This is a genomic window from Desulfosporomusa polytropa, assembly GCF_055380075.1.
The window spans coordinates 2,501,686-2,517,762 of sequence record NZ_AP042400.1 but is presented as its reverse complement, the minus strand read 5'-3'; the positions used below and the strand labels follow the sequence as shown (position 1 = coordinate 2,517,762).

Genomic DNA, 16,077 nt, shown 5'->3' with positions numbered 1-16,077 from the left:
TAAATCCAAACAGTATAATATTAGTTAATATAATAGTTGAAAAATTAACGCAAAGGAGCGGAATATTATGCCAATAAAAATCCCCAATAATTTACCTGCTGTAAACATTCTTGAAAAAGAAAATATTTTCGCAATGGATGAAAAACGTGCCTATTCGCAAGACATACGTCCGCTTCGAATATTATTGTTAAATCTGATGCCTACCAAAATAGTCACAGAGACGCAATTGCTTCGGTTGCTTGGCAATTCTCCGCTGCAGGTGGAATTTGATTTCCTGTATACAGCCACATATGAACCTAAGCATACGTCACAGGAGCATTTGGTTAAATTTTATGAGACGTTTGATGAAGTGAAAAACCGCAAATATGATGGGATGATTATCACCGGAGCACCAATAGAACAAATTCCTTTTGAAGAAGTCGTCTATTGGAATGAGTTGTGCGAAATTATGGATTGGAGCAGGAAAAATGTGTATTCGACGTTCCATATCTGTTGGGGAGCACAAGCAGCCTTGTATCACCACTATGGTATTCCTAAATATGATTTGCAGCAGAAGATGTTTGGGGTATTCCCTCATACGGTAAATAGGAAGGAAAAAATGCTGTTTCGTGGTTTTGACGACATTTTTTACGTTCCGCACTCCCGCCATACCGAAGTGCGGCGGGAAGATATCGAGAAGGTATCGCAATTATCGATACTTTCAGAATCAGCAGAATCAGGCATTTATGCCGTTATGGATAAAAAATACCGGCACTTTTTTATCACTGGTCACTCCGAATATGACCCCTTGACGCTCAAAGCAGAATATGACCGCGATGTTTCGCAAGGGCTGCCGATTAATGTACCAGCTAATTATTATCCTAACGATGATCCGCAGCAGCAACCAGTGGTACGCTGGCGAAGCGCGGCCAATTTACTGTTTTCCAACTGGCTTAACTACTATGTTTATCAGGGAACACCCTTTGATCTGGACAAATTGACTGAGTCTGAAGATTTGTGCGGGCTTTATGGCGATGGAATCTAAGAAAAATGTATATATCACAGCGAAAACTCCATAAGTTTAATGAAGTTGTATTACGGTTACATCAATGCGACAGTCAAGCAACTTTTATTACAGAATCCATGTCCCTTATTCGTCGCATTATCCCTTATGAAAATGGTGTTTTTTTTTCGGTTGAGCCGAGTTTGCAATTATTTGATTGTCTTTATCATAGCGAGATAGAAGGCGCGTTATTTAATTATTATTACGAATACTATCAAAACTACAACAATTACTTGGCAGTAGTTCACTTGATGTACAGTGGGAATGTGTTGGCTGACATCACGCTTCATCGTACACAAAAGCAACGTGATTTCGATGATGGTGAGATGCAACTGCTCAAAATGTTAGGTGAACATATGCAGTATATTTTTGCAAAGCTTAAAGATGAGGAAAATGCTAAACAGAGAGAAAAAAAGCAGCAAGAGTTAACTATAAAGCCGACAATATCATCATTTACTACACGCGAGTCGGAAATTTTGCTTCTTCTTGCTCAAGGGCTACCAAATAAAGAAATAGGCGAGCGCTTGTTTATTGGTTCGGAAACGGTAAAAACGCACCTGAAAAATTTGTTTGCTAAAACGAATGCACGGTCAAGGACTGAATTATTAGCGCATAGTATAAAAAAAATTTCTGATGAGTAATGTGAAATCCCCCATTTGGGGGATTTTTCCCTTTTTAAGGGAATGTTATAATGAAATTGTAATATATCTGAATGTTCGGATATATTACAATTTCATAAATAAAGGAGTGTGAATCTATAGCGGGTTAACTGCCGATACGGGTTAGTTTGCTGCTCTGTTGTTTTGGTAGTGAAAGCCGACGGATAACAGCAAACGCCAGGAAAGAAATATGCCCCAATAATCATTAGCGAGTCTGAGACGCTAAGTCAGCTTAAAATTAATACAGTCTGACGAGGACGGTTAGCTATGGATAACGTAAACCAACCCTTTACTAGTGTTCGAAAAGAAGTTAGCTATATGGATGTGGAAGGCAAGCATGTGCAACCGGAAAAGGCAGTAAAGGTTCTAACCAAGGAGTATGATGATCAAGATAAACTCATTCAGACAAGGATGTCGATTGATTTTTCAAAAATAAAGGTGCCGCGAGGCTGGTTTTTTAATGTAGCCAAAGGACAATTTTTTTGAGTGAGACTATCAGGTTAAACACTGTTTACTGTATTGGTAAGCGGTGTTTTCTTTATTCAGATGGAAAGACTAAGGCAGTGGAAGTAAGCAAGAAGTGGTAACAGATTGTTGACTGGATGGCAGTGGTAAATCTTCCAGAGCGGGAGGAGATAGGCGGTAGGAAGAGAATTAATTAATTGGGGGCAATTCTTAGAGCGAGACGTGTTTTACGGAAGAGGGTGAAAATATTAACAGTGCAGCAGAGAAAACAGCTGTGGCTAAACGTGGCCTAGTAATGGTAATTACTGGTGACGGCAAGGGCAAAACAACAGCTGCGTTTGGTCAGGCATTACGTGCTGTCGGACAAGGCTATAAGGTTTGTATTATCCAGTTCATGAAAGGGCGGAAATACGGTGAAGTTTTAGCGGTGGAACGATATTTGCCAGATATTACAATTATTCAAGCAGGTCTGGATAGCTTCGTCATGCGGGACAAGCCAACACCGCAAGATGTTGCTCTTGCCACACAGGGTTTAGAAAAGGCAAAAGAGGTTATTCATAGTAAAAACTATGATATGGTTATTCTGGATGAGATCAATGTTGCTGCTGATTTCCATTTGATTTCCGAGAAAGCTGTCTTGGATTTAATCATAAGTAAGCCGCCTGAAGTAGATTTGGTATTAACTGGACGGTATGCCTCGGACAAAGTTACGGATATGGCTGATATGGTAAGTGAAGTAAGGGAAATTAAACACCATTACTATGCTGGTGTCAAGGAACGAGCAGGCATAGAATATTAAGCATAGGGGGAACCAACATTGTTTACTAAAGAATTATTAGACCAAAATGATCCACTGCGGAAAAAGTGGGAGGATGAAGTTAAACGTTCTGTCGCTAAACATGCGGATCAAAAAGAAAACTGGACCACGGTTTCTGATTTGGAGATAAAGAGAATTTATGGCCCTGATGATGTTAAGAATATGGATTTTGCAAACGATATCGCCTACCCGGGGCAATTTCCCTTTTTACGGGGCAATCAACCTACTGGTTACCGGGGCAAGTATTGGACCTTTCGTATGTTCTCAGGTATGGGCACAGCTGTCGAAACCAATGAGCGCTGGCATTATCTATTGTCAACCGGACAGACTGGTCTGAGTACTGCTTTTGATTTTCCGACCTTGATGGGCTATGATACTGATTCACCTAAAGCCAGAGGGGAATGTGGCAAATGCGGGGTAGCCATTGATACCTTAGATGATTTCAATGACCTTATCAAGGGGATTCCCTTAGACAAGATTAGCACTTCTATGACTATTAATCCGCCGGCAACTGTGTTATGGGCTATGTACTGCGCCGCAGCCGAGAGGCAGGGTGTACCCCTTAACACAATAAGTGGTACCATCCAGAATGACATATTAAAAGAATTTATTGCGCAAAAAACCCTTATGTGTCCGCCGGAGCCTTCGGTAAAGCTTATTAGTGATACCATTGAGTTTGGTACTAAGTATGTACCCAAATGGAACACCATCAGTATTAGTGGCTACCACATCCGCGAAGCTGGCTCAACAGCTGCTCAGGAATTGGCCTTTACATTGCGGGATGGTATTGAATATGTTGAGGACGCCATCAACCGCAAAGGTTTGCAGGTCGATCAATTTGCGTCCAGATTGTCCTTCTTTTTCAACTCCCATATTGACTTTTTTGAGGAAATTGCCAAGCTGCGGGCTGCACGCCGCATTTGGGCCAAGGTTATGCGTGACCGCTTTGGCGCTAAAGACCCGCGCTCGTGCTGGATGCGGTTTCACACCCAGACGGCTGGCTGCTCACTGACTGCCCAGCAGCCCTATAACAATGTTATCAGAACAGCTGTCGAAGCGTTGGCTGCTGTCTTAGGCGGAACCCAGTCGCTACATACCAATTCGCTGGACGAGGTCTTATGCCTGCCGTCCGAACATGCTGTGCAGATTGCCGTAAGAACCCAACAAATTCTGGCCGAAGAAACAGGTGTTGCCAACACAATTGACCCCTTAGCCGGCTCGTACTTTGTGGAATCACTTACCAATGAAATGGAAGAAAAAGCCTGGGAATATATCCATAAGATTGACGATATGGGCGGCATGATTGCTGCCATCGAAAAAGGCTATCCGCAAATGGAAATTTCGGATGCTGCCTATAAGTTCCAACGGCAAATTGATGCTCAGGAAAAAACAATGATTGGCGTTAATAAGTATGTGGAAGCCAACGAAAAGGTAGATATTCCGATGGTCGCCATCGATGAGGCTGTGGAAGAACAGCAGCTCAAGCGGTTAGCTGAGGTTAAGAGAAAACGGGACAATCGTAAGGTTAAGGAATGTCTGAAAGACCTTGCTGGTGCCTGCAAAAAAGGCGATAATGTTATGCCTTACTGCATTGAAGCTGTTAAAAGCTATGCTACTGTTCAGGAAATTTGTGATGTCTATCGCGAGGTTTACGGAGAATACCGTGACCCCGGAATATTCTAAAAACACCCTTTAGGAGGCAGTAAGATGAGAAAAATTCGCGTTTTATTAGCAAAACCGGGTCTTGACGGACATGACCGGGGGGCAAAGGTGTTAGCCAGATGCTTCCGTGATGCCGGTTTTGAAGTTATTTATACAGGCTGTCATCAAACATCGGAACAAATAGCAGCCATTGCTATTCAAGAAGATGTTGATTTAGTAGGGTTAAGCTGTTTGTCAGGAGCACACAAATACCTGTTTCCCGAAGTAGCCAGACTGCTGCAGGAAAGAGATGCCGAAGATATTATCGTTATTGGCGGGGGCATTATTCCCGAACAAGATATGCCAGCCTTGTATGAGGCTGGGCTGAAGGCGATATTTACTCCAGGGACCAAGCTGGACGCTATTGTCGAGTGGATTAATACCAATGTAAAGCCTGAGGCGTGAATAAGATGGAAGAATTAAGCAAAAGAGTGCTGGCAGGCGATATTCGCGCTGCCTCCCGTCTGATAAGAAATTTGGAAGACCAAATACCAGATACCTATGTGGCCATCAAAGAGTTGTTTACTGCAACCGGTAATTCTCATATTGTGGGCATTACCGGTGCCCCCGGTGCTGGCAAAAGCACGCTGATTGATGAATTGATTGCAGCGTACCGCAAAAAAGAAAAAACTGTGGGAGTGTTGGCAGTTGACCCGACAAGCCCTTTTACGGGCGGGGCTATATTGGGAGATCGGATTCGTATGTTGCGCCATGCCGAGGACCGTGGCGTGTTTGTCCGCAGCCTGGCTACTAGAGGCTCAATGGGCGGACTGTCTAAGGCTGTTGGTGAAGCCATCCATGTAGTGGAAGCGTCAGGTAAAGAAAAGGTAATTGTCGAAACCTGCGGTGTTGGCCAGCAAGAGGTTGATATCATCAATCATGCTCATACTGTTGTTGTTGTGCTTGTACCAGGGATGGGGGATGACGTCCAGGCTATTAAAGCAGGCTTGATGGAAATAGCCGATATCTTTGTTATCAATAAAGCTGACAGAGACGGTGCAAATAAACTGTATCAGGAGCTATTAAATATTGCTTCTTTATCCCGTAATGGCGATACGGCCTCAAGTGAGCAATGGACAATCCCGGTTATGAAGGTCGAGAGCATAGCAGAACCCCTCAAATTTGCTGAGAGTGTGAATCTTTTGTGTGATAAGATAGAGGAACACTATCAGTATTTAGTAAAAAGTAAGCTTTTATCTAATCGTTTGCGTCGCAAAACCACAGCTGAACTTAATGAAGCCTTATGGGGCAGTATTCTTCAACCTATCTTACAGGAATTGAATGACGGTGGGGAAATGGAATCTATGGTGGACAAACTAATTAATAAGGAAATTGATCCCTACACACTGGCTGAGCAAGTAGCGCAAAGGTATGTGAAGAAGTAATATTCTGCAATAAAAAATTGCAGAGTGTTACTGCGTTGCACATAGAATATAGAGGAAAGGAAGTTCATTATGGAATTAACACCGACAGTCGAAATTGAATCCAGAATCAGTAAATTCCAGCAAAAGCTAGTTGAACAAGCCGCCAATGGAGCCTTAATTTTAATGCAAAGTGATTTATTTTACTTTACCGGTACGATGCAAAACTCGTACTTGTTTATCCCGGCCAGCGGTCAACCGGTACTTATGGTGAAGAAGAGTCTAACACGCGGTCAGCAAGAGTCACCATTAAAAAATATTGTCGCCATCAAGAATCCCAAGCAAATTCCGGAAATTCTGGCAGCCCATGGATATAATGATATTGGCAGAATCGGTCTGGAATTAGATGTAGTACCTTTCAATATATATAAGTCCTATCAAAAGATTTTTTCCACTACGGAGTTTATAGATATTTCGCCTGACATCAAAGAAATTCGTGCGGTTAAGTCAGCATATGAAATTGAACTAATGCGTGGAGCCTTAGGTGTTATTGATCAGGCGTTCCTGGCAGTGCCTTCTTTTTTACGAGAGGGAATGTCAGAATTGGAATTAGCCGCCTTATTTGAGGCTGAAATGCGCAAACGCGGTTATGCCGGTCCCTGCAGGATGCGGGCCTTCAGTCAGGACTTTTTCTATGGTACTGTGTGTACCGGCGACAGCGGTTTTTATCCCAACTATTTCGACGGGCCGGTGGGTGGTCAGGGCCCTAATGCCGCTCAGCCGGCAGGAGCCGGCTGGAAAAGGATAAACCGCAATGAGGTTGTTTATATTGACTATACTTCCATCGTTAAAGGCTATACTGGTGATCAAACCAGGATATTCTGTATTGGTGAACTTTCCCCAAAATTGGTTAAGGCTTATGAAGCGGCCTTACTGATTGAAAGGGAAATTGTAAAAAGCATTAAGCCAGGAACTTTGGCCGAAGAACCCTATCTGTTGGCCGTAAAGCTAGCAGCAGAACTGGGGTATCAGGATCATTTTATGGGTTATAAGGAAGACCAGGTCAAATTTGTTGGTCATGGCATTGGTCTGGAATTAGATGAATGGCCGATATTGGCGAAAGGCATGAAGACGCCGATAGTACCGGGAATGACTTTTGCACTTGAACCTAAATTTGTTTTTCCTGAAGGGGCTATTGGTACAGAGAATAGCTTTGTTATGACTGAAACAGGTCCACAATATTTGAGCATAACTCCTCAGGTTATTACGTACGTAAAATAGCCAGCACACCACCAACTGCAAAAATCTTTACCGCGTTGTATAATGTACAAAGGGTGATGCCAACAGTAATATGGAGGAGGACTTGAAGTGAGTCAACCGAAAAAAATTAATCTAGCCGAGGCTGCTGCGTTGGTGCAGGATGGTGACCAGATAACCTTTAGTGGTTTTACCATCTGGCGACGCCCAGTAGCGCTCTGTTATGAGTTGATACGCCAGAGAAAAAAAGACCTGCATTTATTTGAGGTGCAGGGTGGCTTTCATAGTGATTTATTAGTCGGTGCAGGCTGCGTAAAAATCTGGGAAGGAGCCTGGATGGGCCAGGAAATGCTGGGGAAAATTGGCGAGAATTTAGCCCGCAAGCAAATCAGTGGGGAAATTCTGGTAGATGATTACAGCCACGGACATACGGTGGGACGCTTGATGGCCGGAGCATTAGGGTTGCCGTTCTTCCCCTGTGCCTTAGCCATGGGTACCGATATTTTCAATCCTGAGTATGACCAATTAGCCAAAGCCGGTTTGAGGGATGGCAGGCATCGCAATATTCCTGCCAAGAAATACATTATGGCTGATGACCCGTTCTTTAACCGGGGAGAATGTGCGCTGCTGCCGGCAGTAAACCCAGACGTGGCTTTGGTGTATGCACCGATAGTCGGGGATGAAGGTACTGTGAGAATTCTCTCGCAAAGCTATAGTGATGCCGAGGTTATCAAAGCTTCCAAGACCGTAATTGTCATCTGCGAAGAAATCGTGCCAGACAGCTATCTGCGACGAGATCCGGCGGCAAACTTGGCCTCGGGATATGAGATTGACTATATTGTAGAATGTCCCTGGGCGGCTCATCCGACAGGTTCCCAATTTTACTATGATGCTGATGCCGACTTCCTAAAAGCCTTTAACAAAATTCGGGAGCAGAAAGCATTTGACGAGTTTGCGGAAAAATGGATCTTTAGTGTTAAGAGTCATGAAGACTATTTGGAAAAGCTGGGAGTCAGACGACTGGAAGAATTACGGGCCAGTAAAATTTTAGGCTATTCATCTAGGGTCAAAAGGGGGACAAGATAGGTGAGCCATGCAAGTGAATACTGCAAACCTGGCGAGTTTAAACCGATCGATTTATTGGCGGCAGCAGCTGCCAGAGAAGTAAATGATGGTGATGTTGTTTTCGCGGGTACCGGATTGCCCATGCTGGCCATCACGCTGGCTCAGCAGGAACATGCCCCTAATGCCGTATGTATTTATGAAGCGGGTAGTATTGACGGCAGGCCTTTACATACGCCGACTTCGGTGGGTGATGCCCGCTGCACCTACCAAGCGTCCAAAGCCGCAGGTTTGTTTGAGGCCTTCTATGGGCAGCTACATTCCGGTACGGTTGATCTCGGTTTCTTAGGCGGTGCGGAAATTGATAAATATGGTAATGTAAACTGTACCGTGCTTGGCGACTATAATCATCCGAAAAAGCGTTTTACCGGCAGCGGCGGCAATTCGGATATCTGTTCTTATGCGAAAAGAACGGTGTTTATCATGGTACAGGAAAAACGCCGGTTTAAAGAACAGGTTGATTATGTTACTTCACCTGGCTGGCGGGTAAAAAAATGGCCCTCAGGTGAATGGGTGACCAAGCAAGAAGTCTACAAGTCTTATTTTAAAGGCGGAGTATCTACTGTAATCACCGATATGGCGGTATTTCGTTTTGATGAAACCGGCGAAATGTATTTAGATACTGTGCATCCCGGCTTTACTGTACAGGATGTTATTGATAACGTGGGTTTTAAACTCAATGTATCCCGGGTTTCAGGGCAAACACTGCCACCCACTAAAAAACAAGTTGAATTACTCTATCAGGTAATCGATCCCGAAGGAATTTTCTTACCCTAACAGAAAGTATAACTTTCTTAAGAACAGGATAAGGGCAACATCGGCTTCCACTTTCGCCAAAGGCTCGGCGCAAGCCGTGTTTTCTTTACCATAAGCTTCAGGGGGGCTTGCAGGACTGTGCGACGGGACTGTTCGGCTGAGACAAAGGGGACGGTGCTGTTGGCGCATAGATCTTATTTCTATGTAACAACAGCACCGTCTTTTTGTTAGCCATATATTTCGCAATAATGAAGTTTGCAGGCGCAGGTAGGTGATGCATTGCCAACACACCACCTACCTGCAAAAGTCTTTAACACGTTGTATCCCGACAGTTAGGAGGGGAATTTTATGAAACGGTTCGTCGATTTAAAGGCCCGCTTTTCGAGTATTCACGATTTAATGAAGTTCCGGGTTACAGAAATACTCCTGGTATCCACTTTGTACGACGGGTTTGTGCTTGAAGAGGATGGTCAATTATCTGAACAGATATATAATCAGTTCGCGGATCTTAATATTTCCCTTATTCCTCGTATTCAGCGGGTTGTCAGCTTGGAGGAAGCGCTCACTGCACTGGAGGAACGAACGTTTCATCTCATAATTACTATGTTTCGCATTAGTGATATGACTTCTTTTGAATTGGAGAAAGCACTAAAAGAAGCCCAGCCTGACATACCCATTGTCATGCTGTCTTATGAGCGGCTGTCGGCTCAGACAATTGCTCAAGTACGCAACACTCCCTGGATTGAGAGGGTATTCTATTGGTCAGGAGATAGCAAGATTTTACTGGCTATTATTAAATATATAGAAGACCAGCGTAATGTGGCAGCAGACAGCAAACAGGGCGTACAAATCATCCTGCTTGTCGATGATTCCCCCTTATACTATTCGCAAATTTTGCCGACAATCTATACTGAAATTTTAACGCAGACGCGCTATCTGGTTTTGCATGCCATGAATATTAGCCATCGACTGCTTCGCCTTCGTCTAAGACCCAAGATTCTGCTGGCCGAAACCTATGAAGAAGCCTTGTCTATTATTACGCAATACCGTCATAACTTACTTGGTGTTATTTCTGATGCAAAATTCCCTAAACATGACGAAATGACTCCAACGGCAGGTATAGAATTGGCCCAGATAGTAAGAGAAATGGGTACTGATTTTTCATTTCTATTGCAGTCAGAAGATTGTGAAAATGCGGAGAGGGCCAAAGCAAATCAGCTGCGGTTTATGGATAAAAATTCGCCCAATCTATTACATGATTTACGCACCTATATCTTTGAAAATTATGGCTTTGGTCCGTTTGTATTTAAATATCCGGATGGGAGAATTATTGCTGAAGCTACTCATATAACAGATTTAGAGAGAGTAATCCGGGATTTACCTGATGAGAGCTTATACTATCATGCGGTTAACAATCATTTTTCGCGGTGGTTCAGAGCGCGTACAGAATTTGAAATTGCAGAAAAGCTTAGATACATTGGCACTGTTGATTTTTCCAATATAGCGGATATTAGAAGCTATATGCTGGAAGTACTAACTACCTATTTTGAAAGGTATCAATCAGGCGTTATTCTTGACTTTGAGGGTCTTTCCAAGAAAGATATGGAGAATGCCTTTATTAAGTTGGGAAAAGGTTCTTTAGGCGGGAAAGCCAGGGGAATTGCCTTCATCAATTCATTGATTACGAAAGCCTATTTGCGTGATAAATATGAAGAAATTAAAATCAAAATCCCGAGTTCTTTTGTTATTTGCAGTGAAGTGTTTGAACAATTTATTGAAACAAATAATCTCTATGGTTTTATTGCAAATACCTGGGATGAAGATGTAATTTCCAGAAAATTTCTGGAAGCAGAGCTGCCTGCAGATATTCAAAAAAATCTACATGATTTGCTGCAATATGTAAAATGTCCGCTGGCTGTTCGATCTTCAAGTCTTCTTGAAGATTCAAGGGTGTTGCCTTTTGCCGGAATTTACAAGACGTATCTGGTGCCTAATAGTCATAATGAGTTGGCAATTCGCTTTAAACAGCTTGCCGATGCCGTGAAACTTGTTTATGCATCGGTATTTTACGCATCCCCCAGGCAATATATTTACAATGCCGATATTCGTATTGAAGAGGAAAAAATGGCCGTATTGATTCAGGAGCTTGTCGGTGAACGTTATGAGGACATCTACTATCCAGTTATTTCCGGAGTGGCACAGTCTTACAACTTTTACCCCTATTACCCCATGAAGCCAGAAGAGGGTACTGTGAGTCTTGCACTAGGTTTAGGGAAAAGTATTGTTGAAGGGGAGAAGGTATATCGTTATTCTCCGGCGCATCCGAAAATGAATCCAATGTTCGCAAGCCCGCGGGACTATCTGGACAATTCACAAAATACCTTTTATGCAGTGAATCTTGCTGCTTCAGCCGATAGCAGTCTTTGTGTAAATGATGATTGTAATTATGAAAAACTTTCTATCTCCAGAGCAGAAAAAGATAATACGCTGGAGTATATTGGCAGCACTTATTCTGCTGAAAATGATTGTATTTATGACAATGCAAACATAAGAGGTCCGAAAATAGTGACATTTTCCCAAATTTTAAAATACAATAGACTGCCTTTGACAAGTATTATCAAAGACTTGCTCCGACTGGGGAAACAATCATTTGGTGCCGATGTTGAAATTGAATTTGCTGTTACAATTCCGCAAGACAAAAATAAGCCTAAGGAGTTTTATTTTTTACAGATTAGGCCGATGGTAGTTGGTAGGGAAGCTTTTCAGGTAAAATTGGATGTGCCCAAAGAGATAGTATGTTTTAGCCAACATACCATTGGTAATGGTTTCTTTCAAAATATCCATGATATTATCGTCGTTGATCCGCAGAAATTTGAATTGAAGAAGAGCAGGCAAATAGCTGGCGAGATTGGCGAACTTAATAGTATATTATTTAAAGAAAGACGCCGTTGTATTCTCATCGGCTTTGGCCGGGTTGGTACTTCAGATCCCTGGTTGGGAATACCTTTAGCCTGGTCTCAGATGTCTCAGGCTCTTATTATCGTGGAAGTTGATACCAAGGATCTTTCGCCGGAACCATCGATGGGAAGTCATTTTTTTCATAACCTTACGGCAACTAATATGGGGTACTTTCATATTCACTATAATAAGGCTGAAGAACACCTTGATTGGAATTGGTTATTGAGACAGCCTGTTTTGAAACAGACTGAACACGTAAGATTGATCAGACGGGAGGAGCCTTTTCTGGTTAAACTTGATGGCCGGAGATTCCAGGGGGGAATATACAAGTGAATTAGTGTTTAAAAAAGCGGTAGTTTGGCGGATATTATTTATGTAGTAAACAAACATATAAATATTCGTGGGCAATGCACAAAATAAATGATATAATATTCTTAAGATTCAATCATTTACTTAAAGGGGGCTTATAAATGACTGCAAATGCCAAAAAATATTGTGACGAACTCTACAGACGGGTTGTCAAAAGGAACGCTAATGAGCCGGAATTTCATCAAGCAGTTCAAGAGGTTCTTGAATCTTTGGTTGCAGTACTGGAAAAGCATCCGGAATATATTGAGCTTGGAATAGTAGAAAGACTTGTTGAACCAGAGCGGCTAATAATATTTAGAGTTCCCTGGGTTGATGATATTGGCAGGGTGCAGGTTAACAGAGGATTTAGGGTACAGTTTAACAATGCTATTGGACCGTATAAAGGCGGTCTGCGTTTCCATCCTTCGGTGTACGCTGGCATAATTAAGTTCCTGGGATTTGAACAGATATTGAAGAATTCGCTGACAGGGTTGCCAATAGGCGGTGCTAAAGGCGGCTCAGATTTTGATCCCAAGGGAAAATCAGATGCGGAAGTTATGCGATTTTGCCAAAGCTTCATGACCGAGCTTTACAGATATATTGGACAGGATATCGACGTTCCTGCCGGTGATATTGGTGTTGGCGGACGGGAAGTTGGATTTATGTTTGGTCAGTTTAAGAGAATCAAAAATGTGTATGAAGCCGGTGTATTAACCGGTAAAGGTTTATCTTATGGCGGAAGCTTGGCAAGAACGCAAGCTACTGGTTATGGCTTAGTATATTTTATGGACGAGATGCTTAAAGCAAAAGGAATGGCATTTAGCGGTAAAACCGTTGTGGTTTCAGGCTCTGGTAATGTTGCTATTTATGCAACAGAAAAGGTGCAGCAGCTTGGCGGAAAAGTGGTTGCCATGAGCGATTCCAACGGCTATATTTATGACCCTAACGGGATTAATTTTGCTACTATAAAACAACTTAAGGAAGTGGAAAGGAAGAGAATATCTGAGTACATAAAAGCACACCCTGCAGCCGAATATTACGCTGGCTGTGAAGGAATCTGGACAATCCCCTGTGATGTTGCCCTTCCTTGTGCAACCCAAAATGAAATTAACGAAAATGCAGCTAAAACCCTTGTTAAGAATGGCTGCAAGGCCGTAGGTGAAGGTGCCAATATGCCGACCACGCTTGAGGGAACAAAAATATTTATTGACAGCGGTGTTTTGTTTGGACCTGCAAAGGCGGCTAATGCCGGCGGTGTAGCAACCTCAGCCCTGGAAATGAGCCAGAATAGTATGAGACTTTCGTGGACATTCGAAGAAGTGGATGCCAAACTCAAAACCATCATGGCTAATATTTATAAAAATACCAGCAGTGCTGCCGAAGAGTACGGACATAAGGATAATTTGGTAGTCGGCGCAAATATTGCCGGATTTATTAAAGTCGCCGAAGCTATGAAAGCGCAAGGATTAGTATAGAAATAGACGGAGCTAACGTATAGAGCCTTGGACGCTTGTCAGAACATTGTTGACAAAGCGTCCAAGGCTCTAGATTTTTAAGAGTATTCTCCGAAAAAGTATACTTTCGTATAGTTTTAAAAAAAATAAAATTCCTTTATTATTAAATAAGGTAGTATTGCGTTTATTTAATGAAGAAGTTAAAAAAAATCAGGGGGTAATTTATGAAAAAGATCAAAATATTTATCGCTTTCTTAGCTTTATGTCTGGCAGTAAATATTCCTTATGCCTATGCTTCCAATGTGCAGTCGGTAGATAATTTGGATAATGACCGGTTTACCTTTTCTAATGCAGTAACAGGGGTTCAATATATCAATGACTGGCTAAAAAGTTTTCATGAGTTAACCAAACTTACAACAGATAGAGTATCTCCCGAAGAAAAACAGCAAGTAGGTAATTTAGGTATAGAAATGCAGACTATCGGCTTCTATAACTGGGTAAAGTCTGTAGAGGGAACCCTTTGCAAACAGGAGTATGAGATTCGTAAGCTAGAATACGAATTGGCGCTTGAGCGGAATGCATCCGGCAAGGTCAGCCAGGCAGAGGTTGATGAAAAAGAGATAAGTTATCAGAAAGCCAGAATCACTATGCAGAACTTCATAACCAAGTTTCATATTGCAGATTAAGATCCGGATTAGAATAGGAGAAGTGAGACAATGGCAAGAAAACAAATAGTTGTTTTAGTGGGGATGCTTTGCTTATTGGTTGTGAGTTTTACCAACACGGCTATGGCAATGGACAATGCGGATAATCCCATTGATCAGGCCTTTGCCAACGATTTTACACAGGCGGTGGCTACGGCAGAATTGAATTATGTATCAGAACAGTACATGCAAGCCTGGAAAGCGGAAATGGACAATGTAGCTGCTGGCATTAAGCAGCAATATAAATTTGATGAAGATAAAGGCCGCATTGACACTTATGTAGCGGCCTATGAGAGGGTAGCTGTTGCTGCCAGTTCTGTGGAATGGCTCAACTGGTCTGATCGGGATAACGATCCTAAGCACAGAAGCTTTGGTACCGGCGCCGCAAGTGCAAGTTTATCAGCAAAAGCCAATATTTATAAGCAGGCAACGCTTAATTTGATTACTACCTACCAAGGTCTGTCAGGGGAGACTAAATATAACTATGCTTATTCCGGTATAGGTGCTGAATTGGCAAAAATACGCCAACAACATCATAAATAAGCAAAGTAAAGAGAGGGATAGTTTATGGAAGCTCTTACAAGGGCTATCGGTAAGGTGCTAATGAGTCTGCTTGTTATTACAGCAATAACGCTTACTGCTCTGCCTCAGGCGGAGGCGTTCAAGCTTACAATCACCAATAACTACGACAAAGCCAAATCTTTTTCAATTCTATACCACGAGGATAGTACCAACAAGTGGTTATGCCGAGGCTGGTACACTGTGCCGGCCGGTACTTCTAAAGAGTATAATTTTAGCAGTTCAAGTCCGTCCCATGCGTATATATATAGTTCAGTATGGAATGGCGAGGGTGAGGAAGGTGCGGTTCGGCGGACGGTAATTAGTGATAAGTTTAAATACTATGACGGTGAAACCTGTCCGCAGGGGTCCAACCGCCATCAGGTAACTTTTTCTAAGTTTGGTATGTGTGTTAACGGTGCGCACTTAATATGGGGCGATGAACCGCAAGCGACAGGGAAAACGCAAACGACAAGTCAAACCGCAGGCATTACCAAGAACGAGCTGCTCGGGATTGAATTGTTGAATAATGACAGAAGCAAGCAAGGCTTGCCGCGGCTTGTTGCTGACGCGAGGCTGACAGAAGTGGCTCGGAACCATGCAGCCGATATGGTAGCGAACAATTATTTTAATCACACTAATCTACAAGGGCAATCGCCTTTTGACCGCATTGAGGCGAATGGTATTACTTATAAGTCAGCTGGTGAAAATATCGCTTACAATTACTCTGTAGAGAAGCTGGAGGAGGCATGGATGAATAGTCCGGGACACCGTGCCAATATCCTTAATACTGGCTACACTCATGTTGGCTTGGGTTTATATCCAGGGAAAAATGGTTCGCTCTATGGAGTTCAGGTGTTTGCCAGTTACTAAGT

At 42.7% G+C, this 16,077-nt stretch carries 15 protein-coding genes; all 15 read left to right on the top strand.

Annotated elements, in window-relative coordinates:
- Nucleotides 1-67 precede the first annotated feature (67 nt).
- The 15 genes from metA (at nucleotide 68) to ACZ449_RS13625 (ending at nucleotide 16,075) form a co-directional block, all read left to right on the top strand.
- Nucleotides 68-1,024, top strand: coding sequence for a homoserine O-acetyltransferase MetA (metA, locus tag ACZ449_RS13695; RefSeq protein ID WP_464261531.1), 957 nt, complete (start codon nucleotides 68-70; stop codon nucleotides 1,022-1,024).
- A 5-nt stretch (nucleotides 1,025-1,029) separates the two neighbouring features.
- The gene (locus tag ACZ449_RS13690; RefSeq protein ID WP_464261530.1) at nucleotides 1,030-1,683 is read left to right on the top strand and encodes a helix-turn-helix domain-containing protein; all 654 of its coding nucleotides are present in this window, start codon (nucleotides 1,030-1,032) and stop codon (nucleotides 1,681-1,683) included.
- 285 nt (nucleotides 1,684-1,968) lie between these two features.
- Nucleotides 1,969-2,187 (top strand): hypothetical protein, encoded by a 219-nt coding sequence (locus tag ACZ449_RS13685; RefSeq protein WP_464261529.1) that lies wholly within the window; start codon nucleotides 1,969-1,971, stop codon nucleotides 2,185-2,187.
- Between the two features lie 253 nt (nucleotides 2,188-2,440).
- On the top strand, nucleotides 2,441-2,965 hold the full coding sequence (locus tag ACZ449_RS13680; RefSeq protein ID WP_464261528.1) for a cob(I)yrinic acid a,c-diamide adenosyltransferase: 525 nt from the start codon (nucleotides 2,441-2,443) through the stop codon (nucleotides 2,963-2,965).
- A gap of 18 nt (nucleotides 2,966-2,983) precedes the next feature.
- Nucleotides 2,984-4,666, top strand: a complete 1,683-nt coding sequence (locus ACZ449_RS13675; protein ID WP_464261527.1) for a methylmalonyl-CoA mutase family protein — start codon at nucleotides 2,984-2,986, stop codon at nucleotides 4,664-4,666.
- A 24-nt stretch (nucleotides 4,667-4,690) separates the two neighbouring features.
- Entirely contained in the window at nucleotides 4,691-5,089 is a 399-nt protein-coding gene (locus ACZ449_RS13670; protein ID WP_464261526.1) for a cobalamin B12-binding domain-containing protein, read from the top strand.
- Nucleotides 5,090-5,094: 5 nt separating this feature from the next.
- Nucleotides 5,095-6,069: a methylmalonyl Co-A mutase-associated GTPase MeaB gene (meaB, locus tag ACZ449_RS13665; RefSeq protein WP_464261525.1), complete on the top strand. Its 975-nt coding sequence runs from the start codon at nucleotides 5,095-5,097 to the stop codon at nucleotides 6,067-6,069.
- 69 nt (nucleotides 6,070-6,138) lie between these two features.
- The gene (locus tag ACZ449_RS13660) at nucleotides 6,139-7,326 is read left to right on the top strand and encodes a M24 family metallopeptidase (RefSeq protein WP_464261524.1); all 1,188 of its coding nucleotides are present in this window, start codon (nucleotides 6,139-6,141) and stop codon (nucleotides 7,324-7,326) included.
- An 87-nt stretch (nucleotides 7,327-7,413) separates the two neighbouring features.
- Nucleotides 7,414-8,388 (top strand): CoA transferase subunit A, encoded by a 975-nt coding sequence (locus ACZ449_RS13655; RefSeq protein ID WP_464261523.1) that lies wholly within the window; start codon nucleotides 7,414-7,416, stop codon nucleotides 8,386-8,388.
- The gene (locus ACZ449_RS13650; protein WP_464261522.1) at nucleotides 8,389-9,201 is read left to right on the top strand and encodes a CoA-transferase subunit beta; all 813 of its coding nucleotides are present in this window, start codon (nucleotides 8,389-8,391) and stop codon (nucleotides 9,199-9,201) included.
- 327 nt (nucleotides 9,202-9,528) lie between these two features.
- Complete coding sequence (locus ACZ449_RS13645; RefSeq protein WP_464261521.1) at nucleotides 9,529-12,471, top strand: DUF5752 family protein; 2,943 nt, start codon at nucleotides 9,529-9,531, stop codon at nucleotides 12,469-12,471.
- Nucleotides 12,472-12,608: 137 nt separating this feature from the next.
- Complete coding sequence (gene gdhA, locus ACZ449_RS13640; protein WP_464261520.1) at nucleotides 12,609-13,961, top strand: NADP-specific glutamate dehydrogenase; 1,353 nt, start codon at nucleotides 12,609-12,611, stop codon at nucleotides 13,959-13,961.
- A 203-nt stretch (nucleotides 13,962-14,164) separates the two neighbouring features.
- On the top strand, nucleotides 14,165-14,626 hold the full coding sequence (locus ACZ449_RS13635; protein WP_464261519.1) for a hypothetical protein: 462 nt from the start codon (nucleotides 14,165-14,167) through the stop codon (nucleotides 14,624-14,626).
- 30 nt (nucleotides 14,627-14,656) lie between these two features.
- Nucleotides 14,657-15,187 (top strand): hypothetical protein, encoded by a 531-nt coding sequence (locus ACZ449_RS13630; protein ID WP_464261518.1) that lies wholly within the window; start codon nucleotides 14,657-14,659, stop codon nucleotides 15,185-15,187.
- Nucleotides 15,188-15,211: 24 nt separating this feature from the next.
- On the top strand, nucleotides 15,212-16,075 hold the full coding sequence (locus ACZ449_RS13625) for a CAP domain-containing protein (protein WP_464261517.1): 864 nt from the start codon (nucleotides 15,212-15,214) through the stop codon (nucleotides 16,073-16,075).
- Nucleotides 16,076-16,077: the final 2 nt, after the last annotated feature.